General features: G+C 33.4%; 19 protein-coding genes. 7 read left to right on the top strand and 12 right to left on the bottom strand.

Going from position 1 to position 21,306, the window contains the following annotated elements; genetic code table 11:
• Positions 1 to 88: 88 nt before the first annotated feature.
• Positions 89 to 1,084 carry a tRNA dihydrouridine synthase DusB gene (dusB, locus tag BT156_RS13055; protein WP_072410624.1) on the top strand — a complete coding sequence of 332 codons (996 nt, stop codon included), beginning with the start codon at positions 89 to 91 and terminating at the stop codon, positions 1,082 to 1,084.
• A gap of 56 nt (positions 1,085 to 1,140) precedes the next feature.
• Here the strand turns inward: dusB and deoC are convergent, their stop codons facing one another.
• The 5 genes from deoC to BT156_RS13080 form a co-directional block, all read right to left on the bottom strand.
• Positions 1,141 to 1,887 (bottom strand): deoxyribose-phosphate aldolase, encoded by a 747-nt coding sequence (gene deoC, locus BT156_RS13060; RefSeq protein ID WP_072410626.1) that lies wholly within the window; start codon positions 1,885 to 1,887, stop codon positions 1,141 to 1,143.
• Between the two features lie 3 nt (positions 1,888 to 1,890).
• Complete coding sequence (locus BT156_RS13065; protein ID WP_066755185.1) at positions 1,891 to 2,361, bottom strand: Lrp/AsnC family transcriptional regulator; 471 nt, start codon at positions 2,359 to 2,361, stop codon at positions 1,891 to 1,893.
• A 39-nt stretch (positions 2,362 to 2,400) separates the two neighbouring features.
• Complete coding sequence (locus BT156_RS13070) at positions 2,401 to 3,330, bottom strand: endonuclease/exonuclease/phosphatase family protein (RefSeq protein WP_072410628.1); 930 nt, start codon at positions 3,328 to 3,330, stop codon at positions 2,401 to 2,403.
• Between the two features lie 373 nt (positions 3,331 to 3,703).
• Positions 3,704 to 4,381 carry a tRNA (guanosine(37)-N1)-methyltransferase TrmD gene (gene trmD / locus BT156_RS13075; protein ID WP_072410630.1) on the bottom strand — a complete coding sequence of 226 codons (678 nt, stop codon included), beginning with the start codon at positions 4,379 to 4,381 and terminating at the stop codon, positions 3,704 to 3,706.
• Positions 4,378 to 5,640 (bottom strand): NAD(P)/FAD-dependent oxidoreductase, encoded by a 1,263-nt coding sequence (locus BT156_RS13080; RefSeq protein WP_072410631.1) that lies wholly within the window; start codon positions 5,638 to 5,640, stop codon positions 4,378 to 4,380. Before BT156_RS13080 ends, trmD begins: the two co-directional genes overlap by 4 nt.
• Positions 5,641 to 5,705: 65 nt before the next feature.
• On the opposite strand from BT156_RS13080, the gene BT156_RS13085 reads away from it, so the two are divergent.
• Complete coding sequence (locus BT156_RS13085; protein ID WP_072410633.1) at positions 5,706 to 6,569, top strand: glycoside hydrolase family 25 protein; 864 nt, start codon at positions 5,706 to 5,708, stop codon at positions 6,567 to 6,569.
• Between the two features lies 1 nt (position 6,570).
• Here the strand turns inward: BT156_RS13085 and BT156_RS21795 are convergent, their stop codons facing one another.
• From BT156_RS21795 to BT156_RS13105, 3 genes are all read right to left on the bottom strand, one after another.
• The gene (locus BT156_RS21795; protein ID WP_083582348.1) at positions 6,571 to 8,217 is read right to left on the bottom strand and encodes an alpha/beta fold hydrolase; all 1,647 of its coding nucleotides are present in this window, start codon (positions 8,215 to 8,217) and stop codon (positions 6,571 to 6,573) included.
• Between the two features lie 163 nt (positions 8,218 to 8,380).
• Positions 8,381 to 9,511: a peptidogalycan biosysnthesis protein gene (locus tag BT156_RS13100; RefSeq protein ID WP_072410634.1), complete on the bottom strand. Its 1,131-nt coding sequence runs from the start codon at positions 9,509 to 9,511 to the stop codon at positions 8,381 to 8,383.
• A gap of 45 nt (positions 9,512 to 9,556) precedes the next feature.
• A complete protein-coding gene (locus BT156_RS13105; RefSeq protein ID WP_317047200.1) occupies positions 9,557 to 10,075 on the bottom strand; it encodes a DUF1761 domain-containing protein in 519 nt (172 codons plus the stop codon).
• A 273-nt stretch (positions 10,076 to 10,348) separates the two neighbouring features.
• Between BT156_RS13105 and BT156_RS13110 the strand changes: the two genes are divergently transcribed.
• Positions 10,349 to 12,241: an ABC-F family ATP-binding cassette domain-containing protein gene (locus tag BT156_RS13110; RefSeq protein ID WP_072410635.1), complete on the top strand. Its 1,893-nt coding sequence runs from the start codon at positions 10,349 to 10,351 to the stop codon at positions 12,239 to 12,241.
• Positions 12,242 to 12,404: 163 nt separating this feature from the next.
• Here BT156_RS13110 and BT156_RS13115 read toward each other — a convergent pair whose 3' ends face one another.
• Entirely contained in the window at positions 12,405 to 13,463 is a 1,059-nt protein-coding gene (locus BT156_RS13115; RefSeq protein ID WP_072410636.1) for a Gfo/Idh/MocA family oxidoreductase, read from the bottom strand.
• 189 nt (positions 13,464 to 13,652) lie between these two features.
• Here BT156_RS13115 and BT156_RS13120 point away from each other — a divergent pair, with 189 nt between their 5' ends.
• From BT156_RS13120 to BT156_RS13130, 3 genes are all read left to right on the top strand, one after another.
• Positions 13,653 to 15,878: a TonB-dependent siderophore receptor gene (locus BT156_RS13120; RefSeq protein ID WP_072410637.1), complete on the top strand. Its 2,226-nt coding sequence runs from the start codon at positions 13,653 to 13,655 to the stop codon at positions 15,876 to 15,878.
• A 94-nt stretch (positions 15,879 to 15,972) separates the two neighbouring features.
• Positions 15,973 to 16,488, top strand: coding sequence for a hypothetical protein (locus BT156_RS13125; RefSeq protein ID WP_072410638.1), 516 nt, complete (start codon positions 15,973 to 15,975; stop codon positions 16,486 to 16,488).
• A gap of 162 nt (positions 16,489 to 16,650) precedes the next feature.
• The gene (locus tag BT156_RS13130) at positions 16,651 to 17,241 is read left to right on the top strand and encodes a hypothetical protein (RefSeq protein ID WP_072410639.1); all 591 of its coding nucleotides are present in this window, start codon (positions 16,651 to 16,653) and stop codon (positions 17,239 to 17,241) included.
• A 107-nt stretch (positions 17,242 to 17,348) separates the two neighbouring features.
• On the opposite strand, the gene BT156_RS13135 is transcribed toward BT156_RS13130, so the two are convergent.
• On the bottom strand, positions 17,349 to 17,984 hold the full coding sequence (locus BT156_RS13135) for a peroxiredoxin (protein ID WP_072410640.1): 636 nt from the start codon (positions 17,982 to 17,984) through the stop codon (positions 17,349 to 17,351).
• 99 nt (positions 17,985 to 18,083) lie between these two features.
• Between BT156_RS13135 and BT156_RS13140 the strand changes: the two genes are divergently transcribed.
• Positions 18,084 to 18,965 (top strand): mechanosensitive ion channel family protein, encoded by an 882-nt coding sequence (locus BT156_RS13140; protein WP_072410641.1) that lies wholly within the window; start codon positions 18,084 to 18,086, stop codon positions 18,963 to 18,965.
• A gap of 247 nt (positions 18,966 to 19,212) precedes the next feature.
• On the opposite strand, the gene BT156_RS13145 is transcribed toward BT156_RS13140, so the two are convergent.
• Positions 19,213 to 19,686, bottom strand: a complete 474-nt coding sequence (locus BT156_RS13145) for a hypothetical protein (protein ID WP_072410643.1) — start codon at positions 19,684 to 19,686, stop codon at positions 19,213 to 19,215.
• A gap of 78 nt (positions 19,687 to 19,764) precedes the next feature.
• Positions 19,765 to 20,955 (bottom strand): ADP-forming succinate--CoA ligase subunit beta, encoded by a 1,191-nt coding sequence (sucC, locus tag BT156_RS13150; protein ID WP_034723629.1) that lies wholly within the window; start codon positions 20,953 to 20,955, stop codon positions 19,765 to 19,767.
• Positions 20,956 to 21,306 lie beyond the last annotated feature (351 nt).

Consider the following 21,306-nt stretch of genomic DNA (forward strand, 5'->3'; position numbering starts at 1 on the left):
TTAGGGATTTTTAACACATATTTCATTCCCAACTTAAACACAGTAAAAGTACTTTTTTAAATGTTTTATAATTTCGTAAATTTGCATCATGATAAAAATTGGCAACATAGAACTGCCGGAATTTCCGCTTTTGTTAGCTCCAATGGAAGATGTAAGTGATCCTCCATACAGACGCTTGTGTAAAATGCATGGTGCAGATTTAATGTATTCAGAATTTATTTCTTCTGAAGGGTTAATTCGTGATGCTATGAAGAGCAGAAAAAAATTAGATATTTTCGATTATGAAAGACCTGTTGGCATTCAGATTTTTGGTGGAGATGAAGAAGCAATGGCAATGTCTGCAAGAATTGTAGAAACCGTGAATCCTGATCTTGTGGATATCAATTTTGGTTGCCCTGTAAAAAAGGTAGTCTGCAAAGGCGCCGGAGCAGGGGTTTTAAAAGATATTGATTTAATGGTGCGTCTTACAAAAGCCGTTGTAAGCTCTACTCACCTGCCTGTAACCGTGAAAACACGTTTAGGATGGGACAGTCACACGATCAATATTGATGAAGTAGCAGAACGTCTGCAGGAAACCGGGATAAAAGCATTAACGATTCATGCAAGAACACGTGCCCAAATGTATAAAGGCGAAGCTGATTGGGAACATATTTCAAGAATTAAGCAAAATCCAAATATTGAAATTCCGATTTTCGGAAACGGTGACATTGATTCTCCCGAAAAAGCTTTAGCATACAAACAAAAATATGCGTGCGACGGAATCATGATCGGTCGTGCAGCCATTGGTTATCCTTGGATTTTTAATGAAATAAAACATTTCTTTAAAACAGGAGAACATTTGCCTGAACCTACAATTTTCGACAGATTATTAGCTGTTCGCCAACATGCAGAATGGAGTGCAGAATGGAAAGGTGAAAAATTAGGATTGATAGAAATGAGACAGCATTACAGCAATTATTTCCGTGGAATCCCTCATTTTAAAGATTTCAGAAGAAAATTCTTAGAAGTATATACTTTGGAGGAAATGGATGAAGTAATTAAAGAAACTCACTCATTTTACGAAGAATTTCAGGCTCAACTATAAACAAGAAAACCATCAAATATTTGATGGTTTTCTTTTATTATTTAAAATTGAATATTTTAATATCCTTCTGAAGAAGACTGATTCTTAATTAACCCTAATGCTGAAGAAGTTCCTATTCTTTTCACTCCCATATTGATCATTTTCTCGGCATCTTCTGGAGTTCTTACACCTCCTGCAGCTTTCACAGGAAGTTTTCCGGCATTATCAAGCATAATTTTTACACCTTCAAACGTTGCTCCGTTAGGTTTTCCACCGGTAGTTTCATAAAAACCTGTTGAAGATTTCACAAAAATATTCGGAAGATCATTTTCAGAGAAATTTTCTTCTGCCCAATTGGATATCTTTTTAGTAAGATCTGCAATTTGCTCATCAGTTAAAGCTGCGATCTCAATGATCCATTTTGCAACCTTATGATTCTCGATACACAATTGTGTACACTTTACAAATTCTTCTTTTACCAACTCAAGATCTCCGTTCAGATAGGCATTATAATTAATAACAAAATCTAATTCGTCCGCTCCGTGCTGTATTGCTTTTGAGGCTTCTGCAAGCTTTTCATCAACAGAATAAGTTCCTTCATGAAAACCGATCACAGTCCCTACAATGACATCTGAATTCTTTTCCCGAATATACTTTTTGATCTCGGACACATAATCCGGACGGATCATGACCGCAAGAATACTATTATCAATAGCCTCTTGTGCAAGATCTTTGTCTTTCTGTAAAGTTTCTTCGTTTGAAATACCTGATTGTGCAGGAGTTTTCAAATATGTTGAATCCAAATATTGAGCAATATTCATAATCTGTTATACTTTCAATTGTCTGTAAATACCTTGTTCCAAAGATATGAAAGTTTCTGTTCTTGTCACTCCTTTTAACTTCTGAAGTTTGCTGAGAATCATCATCAAATGATCATTATCCTTACAAAGAACTTTTAAGAAAATCGTATAATTTCCTGTGGTGTAATGCGCTTCTACTACTTCATTGATTTCTTTTAAAGCTTTCACAACTTCAGGATAATGACTTGGCTGATCTAAAAACACACCGATATAAGAAATTACCTTATATCCGATCTTTTTAGGATTCAGAAAAGAAATTGAATTTTCAATAACTCCTGCATGCTCCAGCTTCTTAATTCTCTGGTGTACAGCGGTTGTTGAAATTCCTACGTTTTTTGAAATGTGAGCTAAAGAAGTTTTAGCATTATCCATCAACATATAGATGATCTCCTTGTCGATTGAATCTAAATGGTAGTTTGCGTTTGTTGAATTTTTCATTTTTTCTACTTTTTAAATTATTTATGTTTTTACATTGTGTTATAAATCTCTAAATTTTACAAAAACCGGAAAATGATCGCTATACCCGCCCAAATACCGTGTACCGGCATAAGTTCGAAAGGGTCTGCCTTCAAAATTCCTGTTCCTACTGCTTATTTTTTCAGAGTTGAACACTTCAGCATCCTGAAATGATAAACCTACATTATCAAATAATGATTTTGACAATATAATCTGATCAAACAGCAATCCGGATTTATAATGAAAAGTAGAATAATTTCTTGAGGAAAACAACTGCTGGAAAGGATTTTCTAATACCTTTTCACTGGCGTTGTCATAGAGAATTTTTACTAAATTTTCATCATCTGGGTTTTCGTTAAAATCACCACACAAGATTACATGCTCTTTTTCATTTATTATATTCAAGATCCGCCCCCGAATCTCGTTCAATATAAAAGCTCTTTTTGGCTTATTAATATCTTTTTCTCGCTTTGAGGGAAGGTGCGCGATAAAGACATTAACAATCTCTCCTTTATATTTCACTTTAGAATACAATACATCTCTTGTTGTGTCGTAGTTTTCTGTGTTTTTATCTATAATTTCAAAGAAGAAAGTAATGGTTTCTGAGTCTATTACTTCTACTTTATTCTTATCATATAACAGGGCAACATCTACATTTCTCTCATCCATAGAATTGTAATGAATGATGCCATATTCTGAATTAAAGGGTTCCAGTTCTACAAGATCTTCCAATACTTTCCTTCCGGATACTTCAGACAGACCTATCATAAATGGTAATACCCCATTCTCCTCCTTCATCAATTGAAATACGTGCGCAATTTTAAGAAGCTTGTTTCTGTATCTTTTGTCGTCCCAACCTTTTAATCCTGATTTTGTAGGATCCAATTTATGAATTGGTGTGGGATCTGGCAAAAATAAATTTTCAACATTGTAAAAACTGAACAACTCCATCGCCTCGCATTTCTATTCTTTATTTTTTATACCTTAGTTTCGATATGTAAATTTATTATTTTTTTTCAAATATGGTTAATTTATTTACAATATATTTACATTAATTTCATACTTAAAACAATAATGTATTAGTAATAAAAATAACCACTTACAATAATTTAATTAAAATTTTTAATCATAATCAAGTTCTATCACTCAAAACAAAATCAAAACAGTATATAAAATTTAAAATAATTAGAATAATAATCTATTATAAATAGGATTATGTAAACATATTTAAATCTTAATCGCAGTTATTGCAATTATTATTCCATTTTTCGAATTAATTATTCAAAAAGTAAAAAAAATGTTTCTGATTAACGAATTTAAGTAACTATTCCGAGAGTAAATCAGGACGTTTTTCTCTTGTAATCCTCATTGCCTCGTCATGACGCCATTCTTCAATTTTAGCAAAATTACCGCTTAATAAAATTTTAGGCACTTCTAAACCTTTATAATTTTCAGGTCTTGTATAAATTGGCGGAGACAAAAGATCATCCTGGAAACTATCCGTCAAAGCGCTTTGCTCGTCATTTAAAACTCCGGGAACCAAACGGATAATTGAGTCTGCAAGAACACACGCGGCCAATTCGCCACCCGTTAGAACATAGTCTCCGATCGAAATTTCTTTTGTAATATGCATATCTCTCACTCTTTGGTCGATACCTTTATAATGTCCGCACAAAAAAATCAGATTATTTTTAATAGAAAGTGTATTAGATATTTTTTGAGTTAAAGTAACACCATCCGGTGTCAGATAAATAACTTCATCATATTCTCTCTGAGATTTAAGCTCTGAGATACATTTATCCAGCGGCTCAATCATCATCACCATTCCTGCCCCACCTCCGTAAGGCTCATCATCAATCTGCCTGTGCTTATTAATTGACCAATTTCTCAATTGGTGAAAATGCACTTCTACCAACCCTTTATCCACCGCTCTTTTCAAAATGGAAGTCTGAAAAGGACTTTCCATCAACTCAGGAAGCACGCTTATGATATCAATTCTCATTGTAATGTTTCGTTTTTCTTATTCGGTAAAATAATGAGTCTTAAAGAAGAGTCTTTATTAAAGTAGCTCCACATCCAGTTGAAGAACACAGCAAGTTTATTTCTTACACTTAAAATTAACATTAAGTGTAAAAACATCCAAAAATACCATGCAAAAAAGCCCTGGAATTTTATAAATGGTAAATCTACAACAGCTCTGTGTTTTCCGATGGTTGCTAAAGATCCCTTATCTTCATATTCATACTCCTTCCATTCATCAGAAGTTTTCTTTAAGAAGTTTTTACCTAAATTTTTAGCTTGATTTATGGCCACATTGGCAACCTGTGGATGCCCCTGTGGATATTTTGGAGTTTCCATATAGGAAATATCTCCGATAGCATATATATTATCGTAGCCTTTTATTTTATTAAAACGATCTACAATATATCTGTTTCTGTTTAATTTATCCTGAGGAAAACCATCTACAACGTTTCCTGTAACTCCGGCTGCCCAAATCACATTGTTTGACGGAATACTTTTTCCGCTTTTCATGTGAACCTTATCACCGTCATAATCAGTAACATATTCTTGGCTCATGAAAGTTACTCCCAGATCTTTCAGATACTTTTCAGATTGAACCTGAGCTTCCGGGCTCATTACAGCAAGCGGTTTTTCTGTAGAACTTATTAAAATGATCTTCAGATTATCGAAATTCATGTAAGGATAATCTCTTGGCAGAATTTCTTTTTTCATTTCAGCAAAGGCTCCGGCTAGCTCAACACCTGTCGGCCCGCTTCCTACGATAACTATATTCCAGTTTCCGTCGTCGCTTCGGCTTTTTTCGATAATCAGCTTTTCGAAGGTCATCAAAACATGATTTCTGATTCCGATTGCTTCCTGAGTATTTTTCATTCCGAAAGCCCTTCCTTCAAGATCTTTATTACCGAAAAAATTAGTCTTACAACCTGTCGCGATTACTAATTTATCATATGTAAATTCTGCTTCATCCGTAATCACTTTATTATTAGCCGCATCAATTTCTCGAACTTCCGTCAAACGAAACTGCGTATTCCTGGACTGCTGAAAAATTTTTCTGAACGGGAAAGAAATATTGGAAGGCTCTATCCTTCCACACGCTACCTGATAGAAGAGCGGCTGAAACATATGATGATTAACTTTATCCAGAACAATTACCTTTTTGTTCTTGTTATTCAACGTTTTTGCAAGTTGTAATCCCGCAAAACCTCCTCCTATAATGATGATTTTTTCGCGTGTTTCCATATTATACAAATTTACTGATTTTATTTAGCATTTTAGTCGTTAAAAAGTTAGTTTTGCAAAACTTTATGACACAAAAAAAGTACACCAAAAAAACTGCCAAAAAGATTCATAACAACAGGCGAAAAAATTATTTTTTCCGCAGGAAAATCGTTTTGGCTATTTTATTTGTTGCTTTATTGGGTACAGGATTGTATTTAAAACAGTCGATAAGCTATTACTACGCTTTATATTTTAATAAATTCAGTCATAAAAAACTCCATAATAACGAAAGGGAAACATTAAGAATTCAAAAAATTCTTAGTGATAACCTCGATAAAACGTATGGTTTTGACATTTCTCATTATCAAAACAGAGAAGATATAAAATGGGACAGCCTGAGTATCGGGAATAAAACCATTCCGTTAGAGTTTGTTGTGATGAGAGCTACAATGGGCAACCGAAGTGCCGACAAACATTTTGAAGAATTCTGGCAACAGGCAAAGAAAAATGAATTAATACGTGGCGCTTATCATTTCTACAGAGCAGATGAAGACCCTGTAATTCAAGCGAATAACTTCTTAGCAAATGTAAAATTGGAAAGCGGAGATCTTCCCCCAATTTTAGATATTGAAAAAATTCCGAAACGAAAAACCAACAAAAAATTAATTGAAGATTTAAAGGTTTGGTGCAAAATCATCGAGGAAACTTACGGCGAAAAGCCTATTATCTATACCTATTATCATTATTATAAAGATTTTCTAAAAGGTGAATTTGATGATTATCCGCTTTGGTTGGCCAATTACAATGACGTTCCCACTCCCGCTCCTGAGGGCAATTGGGATTTCTGGCAGTTTACAGAAAACGGAATCGTTCACGGAATCAACACCAAAGTAGATCTCGACATTTACAATGGCAGCTTATGGTCTTTGAAAAGGCTGACGATAGATTAAATCATTTTCTAAGAAATTCTAAAATATCAGGATTTAATTCTTCAGGATTTTCAAAAGGGATAAAATGCGTTCCGTTTTTATAGATTTTAAACTCAGAATTAGGAATCTGTTTCGCTATAAATTCGGTATGTTGCTTTTTGATCACATCATTTTCTCCCGCAATCACAAAAACAGGATTTTGAATTTTATTTAAAGAATTTTTAGTAATATTCGGTTCTTTCAGCATAATTTTCAGCAAGCGTATTTCATTGAACTTCGCAGGATTATTTTCCGCCTGCAGAACCTGAAGCTGAGTTTTCATATTATTTAAAAGTCGAGAATCTACACCTTCAGGAAATACGTTAGCCCCTATCGTTACAAGTTTTTTTACATGATCGGGATATTTCAGGGCAAATTCAAGACCTGTATTTCCGCCATCGCTCCATCCGACGATATTTACTTTTTTTAAGCCCAATTCATCAATCAAAGACTCTACATCATCTGCGAAAATTTTATAGGTAAAATCGGTTTTTGATGTATCTGTACTTTTTCCCTGACCTCTCGTATCTACCGCAATTACTTTATAATATTTAGAAAGCTCAGGAATCTGCTGATAAAATTCTTGAATACTTCCACTGTTCCCGTGAAGCAAAATCAAAGGCTCGCCTTCACCATATATTTCATAATACAGATCTGCATTTTTTAGCTTTAAAACCTTTCCTGCAGAAGAATTTTTACCGTAAATAGAATTTTCTTTTTCCATATTATATTTGCTTAAATCAGGAATAAGGTCTGTAAGGTTTTCATCAGAAACAACCGTTTCGTCTTTTACATTCTTTCCTTTTTTATCAACTTTAACATCAATATTTATTGCAGGAGCCGCCAACGTTATCTTTTCCCAATCTCCGTAGAATTTTCTTAAAAAACCTGTCCGAAATAATGCTGCACTGATATTTATCTTACCCTCAAATTCCTTTAAAAACTGAATTCCAATGAAAAATTTTCCCTGAACCCAAATATTATAATGATTAACATCTAACGAAAAAACTCCGTCTTTTATCATATCTTCAGTTAATTGCACCGTAATTTCTTCCTCTAAAATATTTTTATTCGGAAAACCATTTTTCTCGCTGTAAATACTGTAACGCATTACAACCGGCTTATCCGATTTATAACTTGCAATATTTAAGTTGATATTTTTAATCTTGGATCTTTTGCTGGCATTAAATTCCAAGGCAGTTTCTCCCAAGAAATCTTCTTTTCGAAATTGTGGATTTACCGAGTACATCACATGTTTCGTCTTGGTATTCACACCCCAGTTTTTATCAACTACCTTTTTAGGCGCAATTTTTACTTCCTGAATACTTCTAACTTTCTCATTTAGAAAAATTTTCTGATAATTTTGTTTAGAAAAATTTTGAACAGATTCTGAATAATTTTCATAACCAGGAACTTCAATTCTTACTTTATGAGCTGTATCACTTCCGGAAAGATCGATTGAAAAATTTCCTTTTTCATCTGAAATAGCACCTATTTTTTCTTTTTCAACACCTATCTTTACATAAGGAATCGGTTTATGGTCTTCTTTTGAAAAAACGGTTCCCGAAACAATCTGCGCGTTGATGCAAAAAGTAAAAAATATAAGAAATAAAATATTGAGTTTTTTCATGGTAAAAGTTTGATGCAAAAATGTCCATTTTTTTCATCAAAAGTTCCCAACAGCTTATTAAATTTAAAATCAATTTAGTTAAAGTTATTCTAAAAAATCACTCCCACGGATTACAAAAATTTGCCAGATGACTGAGTTACAAATTAATTAATTCCGATAAAAATTATTTAAAAGGTCTCCTCTGAATCCATTCAGATTTAGGATTAAGTGATGAAAATATTTTTCCCATGAACCGATTTAGTAGAATATTATTATGTTTTATTAAACCAAAAATTTCAATAGGTTCTGCGCCAATGGTTGATTTTATTTCCAAGGCTGTTCTTCCGAAAATGATTCTTTTAAACTTGTTATTAATTGAAAATTCCACTATGTCTAAAAGCATATTAAGATACAATTGATTTTCCTTTTGAAGCTCTTTATCATAGCCTAAAAAATAGGTATCAATATCTTTGTCATTCAGAATTAAAGTATAAAATCCAATCAATTTTTGATCTAAAAAATATCCAAATATTTTAAAATTTTGATTTAAATTTTCTTTCATACTTTTAAAATGATTTTCAGCAAGAAAAAAAGTATTGAAAGGAGCATTTTCGGCTACATTTTGATAGAGAATAGTCATTTCTTTTTGATGCTTCTTTATATCATCAAAATTCATTTCGCACTTTTCAATTCCCTCAAATTTCTTTCTGGCAGAGCGGGCTCTTGTTCTGTATTTTTTAGAAAAATCATTTAAATAATCTTCAAAAACAGTCCAGTTTTCTTTTAATTTCAACATCATATTCGGCTGAACTGAAAATCTGAAATAAGACTGGTGACTTTTACCCTGAAAATAGTTCACAAAATTAGACTGATAATCTTTATAAATGATCAAAGATGTTTTTCTGATTTCTTTTTGCATCTTTTGAACCGCCTTATCCAAAAGCAGAATAACTTGTTCTAAAGTGATCTGAGATGAATCAAAATAAAATCCATTTTGACCTGTCAACATATTGTTTCCCAACACCATAACATCTTTACTGAATTTTCTCCCAAAGAAATTTCTGATGTTGCACCAAACTTCATTCTTCTGAAAAGTTGCATGATTTTGAAAATTTAAATACTGAAATAAAGCACCGCCAATCAGCTCATTATCTTTAAAAAATCCAACATAAAAACATTCCATATTATCCGGTCTGGAAGATTCTAATACTTGAAAATACTCTTTGGAAAGCATGATATTCTGATTTCCGATCACAGCATTCCACTGTAAGGGTAAATCCGAAACGCGATTGTATATTTTTAGATTATATGACATAAAAAAGGCCACAAATGTAGCCTTATAATTTTGACCGTTAGAATTTTATTTTTGTGTAACCCAATTAAAACCTTCCGGAGAATACCAACCGCAGACAATTCCACCCATAATTGTGATCGTTATCGTCCAATATGCAGTATTAATGAAGGTGTATTTCCAAGATTTCCTTTCAAACATCGCATTAATTGCGGTAAGAGGAAACACAAAGAAAACTCCCGCCATAAAACAATGCAAAGCACCGTGGCCAAAAGAACGATACGCAGTTCCATAGTCTTTCATAAAGGCAAAAAATGAAGGTTTTGCGTTCGTTTCGTCTCCACCAACCATTCCTAAAGCTCCAAATTGATGTATTGTAATCATTTGTAGGAAAAAAGCAATCAAAAAAGATAGAATAAATGCGAAAACAAAGACAAATCCCATGTTTGATCCTTTCATTTTCTCTTCTGTTAATCCTACTTCCTGCATCCAAACAGTTCCGAAAATTTTTGGATGATACCAGATAAATCCCATAACAAGGGGTACTAATGCGGCTACCGCAATAGCCAAAAAGTTAATTTGCATCATAGTTTTGTATTTTAATTTGTATATCAAATCTACATTAAAAAACAATATAAAATACACTTTAGATAAATTATAATTCATTTTAACTAAAAATTAAAACCAAAATAGAGCAAACTCAATTAAAAAGCCAATAGCAATCTACATTTTTATACTAATTATAAAAAATGATATCTGTTTTAAAAGATATTTATATAATAATATTAATAAGTTTTAAGTGTTTACATTTTCGTATTTTTGCCGCTCAATTGAATTCCTAAATCAAACCATTAAATTCCAATGAATTACGTTTCTGTCGAAAACCTTACCAAATCTTATGGCATCAAAGTTTTGTTCGAAAATATCTCTTTCCATGTAAATGAAGGAGACAAAATTGCCATTGTTGCCAAAAATGGGAGCGGAAAATCTACCCTTCTGAAAATTTTAATGGGAAAAGAAATTGCAGACAGCGGAACTGTAGTTATTAATAAAGATATTCAGGTTGTTTTGTTTGATCAGGAAATCGAGTTTGATTCTGACTTAACGATCGACGAGTTCATGATGACTCTTGATTCTGCACCGATTCAGGCATTGAAAAATTATCATAAATCACTACTTTCAACAGATTATGATTTCATTGAAAAAGCTTTAGCCGAAATGGAAATTCATAAAGCCTGGGATCTGGAAAATGACATGAAACAAATTCTGTCTCAACTGAAAATCACAGATTTGGAAGCCAAAATGGGTACGCTTTCCGGAGGGCAAATAAAACGTGTTGCGTTGGCAAAATTATTAACCGAAACCAGAGCGGAACACCGCCACACTCTTCTTATCATGGATGAGCCTACCAACCACCTTGATGTGGAAATGGTAGAATGGCTGGAAAGTTATTTAAGTAAAGCTAAAATCACTTTAATACTGGTAACCCACGACAGATATTTCCTAGATGCTGTTTGTGGAATTATCTGGGAAATGGAAGATAAAAATCTATATTTCCACAACGGTTCTTATGCGACGTATCTTGAAAACAAAATGATTCGTGAGGATAATATGAATTCTACTATCGACAAGGCCAACAATCTTTACAGAAAAGAATTGGAGTGGATGAGAAGACAACCTAAAGCACGAACTACAAAATCGAAATCCAGACAAGATGACTTTTACGAAACTGAAAAAATAGCTAAAACCGATACCAGAAAAGAATCTCTTGAGCTTGATTTCGAAATGAAAAGGCTCGGAAATAAAATTCTGGAACTTAGAGACATTTCTAAAAGTTATGGAGATAAATTATTATTAAAAGATTTCAGTTATCAGTTTCAAAGAGGCGAGAAAGTAGGAATTGTAGGAAAAAATGGTGCGGGAAAATCTACATTATTAAATATTATCCAAGGGCTTGAACCAAAAGATTCCGGAGAAATTGAAACCGGAGAAACCATCAAATTCGGTTACTTTTCGCAAAAAGGACTTAAATATAAAGAAGACGAAAGAGTTATTGATTTCATCAAAGAAATTTCTGAAAATTTTCCTTTAGCCAACGGAAGAACAATTTCTGCATCGCAGTTTTTGAGATTATTTTTATTTGATGACCAAACTCAATATTCGCCTATTTCAAAACTTTCCGGAGGTGAAAAAAGACGACTGCATTTGATGTATATTTTATATCAAAATCCAAACTTTTTGATATTTGATGAACCTACGAATGATCTTGATCTTCCAACTTTGACGGTATTAGAAAATTTCCTATTAAACTTTCAAGGAAGTTTGATTATTGTTTCTCACGACAGATATTTTATGGACAGAATTGTTGACCATATTTTAGCGTTTGAAGGGGAAGGAAAAATCAGGGATTTTATCGGAAATTTCTCGGAATACAGAGAGAATTTAAAACTAGAAGAAAAAAATCCGAAAGTTGTTGTTGAGAAAAAAGCTGAAGCTCCTGTTTCGGCTCCTGTTCCAGTTTCAACACCACAGCCGCAGGCTCCAAAAAGAAAACTTTCTTTTAAAGAACAAAGAGAATTGGAAACTATTGATAAGGAAATCCCTCAATTGGAAGAACAACGCGCAAAGATTCTTGAGCAACTGAATAATGAAACTGAATACGAGAAAATTGCTAAACTGTCTGCTGAGTTAGAAGCAATTTCCGAGAAATTAGAAAACCATGAAATGAGATGGCTGGAGCTTCAGGAGATTTAATTGAGTTATAAGTTTTGAGTTATAAATTATAAGTTAAGATGCTTCGACTTCGCTCGGCATGACATCGCTAAAAATTTACTGCTAAAATTAGACAGTTAGTATTAGAAATGTCATGCCGAGCGAAGTCGAAGCATCTCTTTTTATATAAAATTCAACTTATTCTTTAAATCAAATTTATAATCTTCCCAGCATTAGAGCTTTCCCAAGCGGCATCAATAATCTTCATATTCTGAATGATCTCTCCTGCCGGCGATGGTAAATAGTATCCAAACACAATATGTTCGTAGATATTTTGGTAATAATTCATGTAATTTCCGGATTCACTTGAGGTAAGAATTCTTTCTGTTTCTGAATTTTCATTTAAAACATTTAAAATTCCGTCCGCTTCTTTTAAAGGAATTGTCCAGTCTTTACCGTAAACAGGAATTGATCCTGCAACCAATTCATTCTCCTGATTGTCTGTCCTTTCCTGTAAAAAAGTTCCTTTTTCACCATGAATTACATAAGCGTAATGCGCTTCTTTACTGAAAACAGAAGATTTTAATCTTACTCTTAAGTCATTCTTATAATAAAGAAGGATCTCGAAATAATCATTCGCAAACTCTTCTCCTTTCATAGAAAATACATCAGCAAAAAGTTTTTCGGGAAAACCAAAATACTGTACCGCCTGATCTACCAAATGCGAGCCTAAGTCATGAAGTGAGCCAGAACCCGTTTGCTCAGGATTTTCTTTATGCGCTTTTCCGCTCGCTGTTGTACGGAAACGGTCAAAACGAATTTCAGCTTCTTTGATTTCACCTAATTTCCCTTCACTCATTATTTTTTGAACCTGAAGAAAATCACGGTCAAATCTTCTGTTTTGATAGACACTTAAAAATAAACCTTTCTCTTCTGCTAATCTTACCAATTCTTCAGCTTCAGCAACATTTACGGTGAAAGGTTTTTCAACAATTACATTTTTCCCTGCTTCAAGAGCCATTTTAACATATTCAAAATGAGTCTGAACCGGAGTATTGACTACCACTAATTCAATATCAGCATGAGCCAACATTTCTTCTACCGATTTATAGATTGTCGCGTCCGGATATTTTTCTTTTGACTCTTCTTTACTTCTTTCTACAACAGCCGACATAAAAAATCCCGGATGTTCTTTTAAAAAAGGAGCGTGAAAAATTTTTCCGCTCATCCCAAAAGCACAAAGACCAACCTTTACCAATTGCATAATTTTATTTTTAACAAATATATTCATAAAAAATTTCACAATGAATAGTCTGCGCTATTAATAGAAATAATCCATTTATCTATAAAAAATATGACAAAAATCACAATAATTATTTTGAATTAGTCTAAATAACAATGACTGAATACTTACATTTGCACCTTATTTAAAACCCCTCTAAATAAAGTGAACATGAAAAGACAAATTACCACCTTAGGCTTTATAGTGCTAGCAACCGCCGCTACTGCACAAATGAGGTTTACACCTGAAAATGATACGATTAGAATCCAGACTATAGAAGACGTAAATCTTCATAAAACAGGAAACCCTAATAAAGCAAGACCATTATCTACCAAGTCTAATCTTACGGTAATGGAAACACCGCAACCAATTTCAATTGTTACTCATGAAATTATTGAACAACAGCAGGCAAAACAATTGAGTGAGGTCCTTCAAAATGTAAATGGTGTTTATCTTACTTCTGCAAGAGGTGGTTCGCAAGACAGTTTCGGAGGACGTGGTTTTATTTTCGGAAACGATAATATTTTCAAAAACGGATCAAGAATTAACAGTGGAGTTTTTCCTGAAGTAAGTGGCTTAGAAAGAGTTGAAGTTTTAAAAGGAGCCAACGCAATGCTTTACGGAAATGCGGCTGCCGGAGGTATTATTAATATGATTACTAAAAAGCCTAGGTTCAATTTCGGAGGAAGTGTTGGATTGAATGGCGGAAGCTGGAATTCTTACAAACCTACGGTTGACATTTACGGGCCACTATCCAAAAACATTGCCTTCAGGGTAAATGGAGCTTATGAATATGCAGAGAGTTTCAGAGATGTGGTGCAGTCTACAAAATATTATTTTAATCCTTCATTTTTATTCAATATCAGTCCAAAATCACAATTGATAGTTGAGGCTGATTATCTTAAAAATGATTTGACACCGGATTTCGGGGTTGGATCAATAGAAAATAGGGATAAAAGCTATTCTTTGAATACCGGTGTAGGAAGGAATGTCTTTTTTGGAACAGATTGGCAGTATCAAAATGTTGAACAAGTTTCAACGAATGTTACTTTCAATCATCAGTTTAATGAAAAGTGGTCTTTAAACACCACTGCTGCTTATTCTAATTACACCAAAGATTATTTTTCTACAGAAAGAGTACAGTGGGCTTTTGACAAAGTGCAGACTAATCGTATTTCATGGTCAAGACCTTTTGGAAAAACTTACAACGAACAAAACTATACTTCTGCACAGGTGAATTTGAATGGTGAATTTAATACCGGAAAAATTAATCATAAAGTATTATTTGGTACAGATGCAGATTATAACCAAGCAGATTCTTATGCTTATAATGTAACTGCCCCAACGAATGTATTATTCTTGGACGATCCTACGACATGGGGAAATGTAGCAATGCCAAGTAGCAGTAAAAACACTAAGACCAGAGTAAATACCCGAAGAATAGGTGTTTACGCTCAGGATTTCATCAGCTTAACCAAAGAGTTTAAGATAATTGCAGGCTTACGTTGGTCGTATATTCAAAATATGCCTTCTATAAAAGAAACTGAAGCTACTAACAGTAAACCTTATGACAAGAGTTTCGTTACCAATTCTTCCACTTCAGACCAAGCCTTTTCACCAAAAGCAGGTTTAGTTTATACACCAAATGAAAATCTTTCTGTTTTTGCAACATATACTAATTCTTTTATAGCGAATACCGGACAGACAATATTTAATGAAGCTTTGAAGCCAACAACTGTTGATCAATATGAAATTGGAGTTAAGAAAAACATCTGGAACAATGCAGTTGCCATTAATTTATCTTTATATCAAATAATTAATCAAAATTCTTATCAAACTGCCTTATTTAAAGCAGATGGAACGCCAAATATTGACACCAACTTTAAAGAATTTGTAGGTAAAATGCGTAGCCGAGGTGTAGAATTGGATATCACAGGTAATCCAATGCCAAACCTTTCCATTATTGGAGGTATTTCTTATAATAATTCAGTGTATTTAGATACACCAGAAAAAGTGGGTTATGTAGAAAATCAAAGATTAGTGAGAACCCCAGCTACGACAGCAAATGCCTCTGTATTTTACACCTTTACTAAAGGAATTAAAGGCTTGAAAGTAGGCGTTAGTGCTTATTATATAGGTGATAGATTGGCAGGATGGAACGATACAAAAACGGGAAGCAGTACAAGTTTAGAAGCAAGAAATGGAGTAAGCAGAACTTTTGAATTAAAAGATTACACAACAGTTGCTTTATCTGTAGGTTACGAATGGAGCAAATTCTCAATCCAGGGAAAAGTGGGTAATTTATTTGATGTTGTAAATTCCAATGTTCACGAAAACTACTCCGTAAACCCTATTACCCCTAGAAATTACTATTTCACATTAACATATAAACTGTAATAATTTAATATTATTAATAATTTCATCATTCAAAGTGGAAGTTGCATTTTAGCAGTTTCCACTTTTGAAATTTAATAAAAAAAGATATTGAGACATGGATAAGATTAAGAACACAAGAAGTTTTATGAGAATCACCCACCGTTATCTGGGATATTTCCTTGCAGGAATTATGGCCGTTTATGCCGTAAGTGGTGTTTTATTGGTTTACAGAGATACAGACTTTCTGAAAAAAGAAAAAAAGTATGAAAAAATAATTGCTAAAAATCTGAATGAAAAAGAATTAGGCAAGGAATTAAAAATGAAAAACTTCGAAGTAGAAAAAACTGAAGGCGATATTTTAAAATTCAAACAGGGAACTTATAACTCTGTTACAGGTGAGGCAAAATACTCTAAAAAAGAGCTTCCTTTTGTTTTAGATAAGATGACAAAACTTCATAAATCCCAATCTAAAGACAAACTATCACCATTAAATACTTTTTTTGGCATAGCATTGTTTTTCTTCGTTATATCAAGCTTCTGGATGTTTAATCCAAAGACAAAAGCATTCAAAAGAGGAATTATTTTCACTGTTGCAGGGCTTGTAATCTCTATAATTCTCTTATTTATATAATATCATAAAATCCCTCATCAAATGTTAAAATAATATGACATAAAAAACATTAATTCACGCCCTGGTTCCCAAAAAAACACGTGACATTGAGCAGTCTGGCACATTTGTTGTTTAATCTATATTTTAAGAATAATAAACATTAATTATTAAAAATTATAAATTATGAAAAAACTAATTCTATCAGGAATATTAGCTGTAGCAGGATTAACTACTACAATGAATGCTCAAATTCAGGAAGGTAACTGGTTAGTTGGAAGTAGCCTTTTATCAAGTAATTTTGGATTAAACACTGGTGGTGGTTATAGCATTGCATTACAGCCAAAAGGTGCATATTTTATTAAAGATAATGTAGCAGTTGGGGGGTATGTAAACTTAGGTATCAGTAAAGTTACAAACGGAAGCCCGACAGATTTCACTTATGGAGTTGGTGCATTAGGTCGTTATTATCTATCTCCGGGTGAGAAAGGTGTTGATAACTTATTAAACCACGGTCGTTGGTTCTTCGAAGGTAACTTAGGTGTTGGAGGTAGATCTGTTGAAGGAGGTAACTCTACAACTGGTTTAGACTTCGGTGCTGGTCCTGGTTATTCTTACTTCATTACACCAAATATTGGTGTTGAAGGTTTAGTAAAATACCAAGGTCAGTCAGGATTCGGTAGTGAAGGATTAAATTCTAACATTACTTTCAACGTAGGTTTCAGTATTTATTTACCAACTTCTAAAGGTAAGCAGATTATCAACGACGTAAAATAGTCAATCACTTCACATATACATATAGTATACAAATGAAATCGCCTCGAAATATTTTTTCGAGGCGATTTTCGTACAAATTAAAACTAAACTATAAAAAATCAAATAAATCACGTATTCGGCTGTGGTGTGTATCTCAGATAAGGCTTAATCTCTGTAACACCTTTCGGAAATATTTTCCTTGCATCTTCTGTTGAGATTGATGGCGGAATAATAACATCTTCACCATCTTTCCAATTGACAGGTGTTGCAATTTTATAGGAGTCAACCAACTGAAGAGAATCCAAAACTCTAAGAATTTCATTAAAATTTCTTCCTGTTGAAGCAGGATAAGTAATAATCAATCTTACTTTTTTCTCAGGGTCAATAATTAATAAAGAACGAACCGTAGCTGTTAACGAAGCATTGGGATGAATAAAATCATACAACTCAGAAACTTTTCTGTCTTTATCCGCAATGATAGGAAACTGTACATCCGTATTCTGAGTTTCATTAATATCTTTAATCCAATTTTGATGATCTTCTACTCCATCTACACTTAATGCAATTACTTTGGTATCTCTTTTTTCAAATTCTGACTGTAATTTTGAAGTATATCCAAGTTCAGTTGTGCATACAGGCGTGTAATCCGCAGGATGCGAAAACAAAATCCCCCAAGAATCTCCCAAATAATTATAAAAATCTACATCTCCCAAAGATGATTCAGCCTGAAAGTTGGGTGCGGTATCTCCTAATTTAATTGACATAATATTCTGCTTTATTAGTCTACAAATTTAGTAGACTTTTTGAAACTGGCAAAATATTTGTTAAGAATTTATATATTTATTTAATAAAATTTTCATTTCATGCAGAAAAATGGTTTAAGTTACATCGATGTTGTATATAGAGTCCTGGAAAACTGGTATTTAAAGTTCGCAGAAATTACCCCAAAATTAATTGTAGGGATTCTGGTTTTTACCTTTTTTCTTATTACAAGCAAATATTTAAGTCAGGGTTCTGTAAAAGTCTTCCATAAACTATTCCCGAAAAGCAAAAAAGAAAGCTCTTTAGTAACATTGATCGGAGTTTTCAGATTTCTGATCATGATCATGGGAAGTTTTATTGCTTTGGAAATTATGGGATTCAGTGGTTTCCTTTGGAAATTCATCGGAAGCTTGGGAGTTGCCGGGGTTATCGCCGGGGTTGCTTTGAAGGATCTTGTTTCGAGTATATTTTCAGGGATGCTTATCGGGATCGATAAAGCCTTTAAGATCGGAGATTATATCACAATAGGTGCTCATTCCGGGACGGTGCAGGAAATTGGTTTTTTAACCACCAAACTCATCACAGACGACGGAAAGAAAGCTTACATTCCCAATCAGGTAATTTTTAATGCTCCTTTTTATAATATTACCGCTTCACCTCAGCGAAGGATTATTTTAAATTTTGAAATTCCGGGAGATGAAGATCTCAACAAAGCTCAACAAGGTATTTTAGAAGTCATCAAGAGTCTGGAAAATGTTGATAAATTAGATACATTAGAAGTTATTTTCACAGATCTGAAACAAGGCGCATTCACGCTACAGGCGAAATTCTGGATGAAGGTCGGGGCAAGTATGGTTCAATTAAAAAGCGAGGCTTTAATGAAGATCAAGCAACGTCTTGATGCAGATAATATTCAGTTGGTAACGCCCACAAGTATTAGCATTACGAATGGAGAAAGTCTTATCAATGAAAATCATGATTAATAAAAAAACCGCTTTGTGAAAGAGGGCACTGAAAAACTATCCAAAAATAAAAGGGCTTAAACTTTAAATCAGTTTAAGCCCTTCTCTTTGCTATATTTTCAAATTTAAAAGTTTTCAAACTCAATCAAGCGATTCTCTCAGAGCCTTTATTTCATTTTTTTTATCAAAATTTTGTCTCATTTTTTATAAGAGGACTTTTTCAGTGCCCTCTTGTGAAAGGCGGTTTTCTTTTATCTGTAAAGTGAAATTATTTCAACTTTAAGCTATCTTTCTTAGGCATTGTAGCACAGGAATCATTTTCAATTTTAACTTCACCCATTTCGTACTTTCCATTTTTAGGAATAGAATCTTCTTCAACCACAACCATTCCTGTTGTTGCATAAGTAGTTTCTTTAGGTTTTGAGCATCCCGTTAAAAATAGAATTAAAGAAAATATAGCCATTGTAACTCTACTATTTTGAAAGTGTGATGGAATATATTTAAAAAATTGATTTTTTAACTGCTCAGATTTTTCAACTTCTTTAGTTAATTGATGACTGTAAAATCTTCCGCAAACTTCTTCATCTTTCTTTTCATCAATAATTTGCAGGATTTCCTCCGGTTGTTTTTCTGTAAAATCAATCACACATTTATTGCAAACGGAACAAAACCTCCCTTTTTCCTGAGAAGACATCGATTCCCAATTTTCTGAACACGGATTTGGAATGTGTAGATTTTTCATCAATTATTATTTAATTTTTAAAAAGAAAAAACCGTTCCAAAAATGAAACGGTTTTAATTTTATATAAAAATTTTAGTCTTAAGCTAAAACTTCTTTTACTTTGTTTGCAGCTTCTTCTAAAGTAATTGCAGAGTGTACTGGAAGACCTGACTCATCAATTAATTTTTTAGCTTCAACAGCGTTAGTTCCTTGTAATCTTACGATCAATGGAACCGGAAGGCTACCCATTGCTCTGTAAGCATCAACAACACCTTGAGCAACTCTGTCACATCTTACGATACCTCCGAAGATGTTGATCAAGATTGCTTTTACGTTTGGATCTCTCAAGATGATTCCGAAAGCAGTCTGTACTCTCTGAGCATCAGCAGTACCTCCAACGTCCAAGAAATTAGCAGGGCTACCACCAGATAATTTGATGATATCCATAGTTGCCATTGCAAGACCAGCTCCGTTTACCATACAAGCAACGTTACCGTCTAGTTTTACGAAGTTAAGACCAGCTTCACCAGCTTCAACATCCATTGGATCTTCTTCTCTTGTATCTCTCAATGCTTCAAGATCTTTGTGACGGAACAATGCGTTACCATCTAAAGTTACTTTAGCATCTACAGCGATAATTTTGTTATCAGAAGTTTTCAACACAGGGTTGATCTCGAAAAGAGAAGCATCAATTCCTGTATAAGCATTGTAAAGAGATGCAATGAATTTTGTGAATTCTTTGAATGCATTTCCTTCAAGACCTAAGTTGAAAGCAATTTTTCTAGCCTGGAAACCTTGAAGACCTAAAGCAGGATCAATGATTTCTTTGTGGATCAAATGAGGAGTTACTTCCGCAACGTGCTCAATATCCATACCACCTTCAGTAGAATATACGATTGTATTTTTACCTTCAGCTCTGTCTAAAAGAATAGAAACATAAAATTCTTTAGTTTCAGATTCTCCAGGATAATAAACATCTTCTGCAACCAAAACAGAGTGTACTTTTTTACCTTCAGCAGAAGTTTGTGGAGTTACCAACTGCATTCCGATGATGTTTTGAGCGTTTTCTTTAAGCTTATCCATGTTTGGAGAGAACTTTACACCACCACCTTTACCACGACCACCTGCGTGAATTTGTGCTTTTACAACCCAAGCCTGAGCTCCGGTTTCAGCAGTCAATTTTTCAGCAGCTGCTACAGCTTCTTCTACATTGTTCGCTACGAAACCACGTTGGATAGCAACTCCGTACTTTGATAAAATCTCTTTTGATTGATACTCGTGAAGATTCATATTATTTTTATTATTTTATATTAAATTTTAAAGGTTGACAAATTTACTAAAAAGACATGGAAGTTCAAGTTTATTGGCTTAAAAATTCAGACAGTCTTTAGTATTTTTTCCGCGATCTAAATTAAGCAAAGATTTAAAATATAGAAAACTGCGAAAAAAAGATAAAATTTTTGAAGTCTTTACGACAATGTTTGTAACCTAAATACAATTGACGAAGGTTTAAAACACTATTGTTTGTAACCAAATACAAAATACATTAATCGAAAACACTATTGTTTGCGACCACATACAAACTATTTTTATTTAAAACAACAGTGTTTGTAATCAAATACAAAGTACTTTTGTTTCCCA

This window comes from Chryseobacterium limigenitum (assembly GCF_900114875.1).
GTDB classification, from domain to species: Bacteria; Bacteroidota; Bacteroidia; order Flavobacteriales; family Weeksellaceae; genus Chryseobacterium; species Chryseobacterium limigenitum.

Coding starts and splice junctions, on each gene's coding strand:
- BT156_RS13115 (WP_072410636.1), bottom strand. CDS start 13,463: ATGCAATTGGTAAAGGTTGGTCTTTGTGCTTTTGGGATGAGCGGAAAA.
- BT156_RS13135 (WP_072410640.1), bottom strand. CDS start 17,984: ATGTCAATTAAATTAGGAGATACCGCACCCAACTTTCAGGCTGAATCA.
- sucC (WP_034723629.1), bottom strand. CDS start 20,955: ATGAATCTTCACGAGTATCAATCAAAAGAGATTTTATCAAAGTACGGA.
- BT156_RS13140 (WP_072410641.1), top strand. CDS start 18,084: ATGCAGAAAAATGGTTTAAGTTACATCGATGTTGTATATAGAGTCCTG.
- trmD (WP_072410630.1), bottom strand. CDS start 4,381: ATGAGAATTGATATCATAAGCGTGCTTCCTGAGTTGATGGAAAGTCCT.
- BT156_RS21795 (WP_083582348.1), bottom strand. CDS start 8,217: ATGAAAAAACTCAATATTTTATTTCTTATATTTTTTACTTTTTGCATC.
- BT156_RS13070 (WP_072410628.1), bottom strand. CDS start 3,330: ATGGAGTTGTTCAGTTTTTACAATGTTGAAAATTTATTTTTGCCAGAT.
- BT156_RS13065 (WP_066755185.1), bottom strand. CDS start 2,361: ATGAAAAATTCAACAAACGCAAACTACCATTTAGATTCAATCGACAAG.
- dusB (WP_072410624.1), top strand. CDS start 89: ATGATAAAAATTGGCAACATAGAACTGCCGGAATTTCCGCTTTTGTTA.
- BT156_RS13085 (WP_072410633.1), top strand. CDS start 5,706: ATGACACAAAAAAAGTACACCAAAAAAACTGCCAAAAAGATTCATAAC.
- BT156_RS13110 (WP_072410635.1), top strand. CDS start 10,349: ATGAATTACGTTTCTGTCGAAAACCTTACCAAATCTTATGGCATCAAA.
- BT156_RS13080 (WP_072410631.1), bottom strand. CDS start 5,640: ATGGAAACACGCGAAAAAATCATCATTATAGGAGGAGGTTTTGCGGGA.
- BT156_RS13100 (WP_072410634.1), bottom strand. CDS start 9,511: ATGTCATATAATCTAAAAATATACAATCGCGTTTCGGATTTACCCTTA.
- BT156_RS13105 (WP_317047200.1), bottom strand. CDS start 10,075: ATGATGCAAATTAACTTTTTGGCTATTGCGGTAGCCGCATTAGTACCC.
- BT156_RS13145 (WP_072410643.1), bottom strand. CDS start 19,686: ATGAAAAATCTACACATTCCAAATCCGTGTTCAGAAAATTGGGAATCG.
- BT156_RS13125 (WP_072410638.1), top strand. CDS start 15,973: ATGGATAAGATTAAGAACACAAGAAGTTTTATGAGAATCACCCACCGT.
- BT156_RS13120 (WP_072410637.1), top strand. CDS start 13,653: ATGAAAAGACAAATTACCACCTTAGGCTTTATAGTGCTAGCAACCGCC.
- BT156_RS13130 (WP_072410639.1), top strand. CDS start 16,651: ATGAAAAAACTAATTCTATCAGGAATATTAGCTGTAGCAGGATTAACT.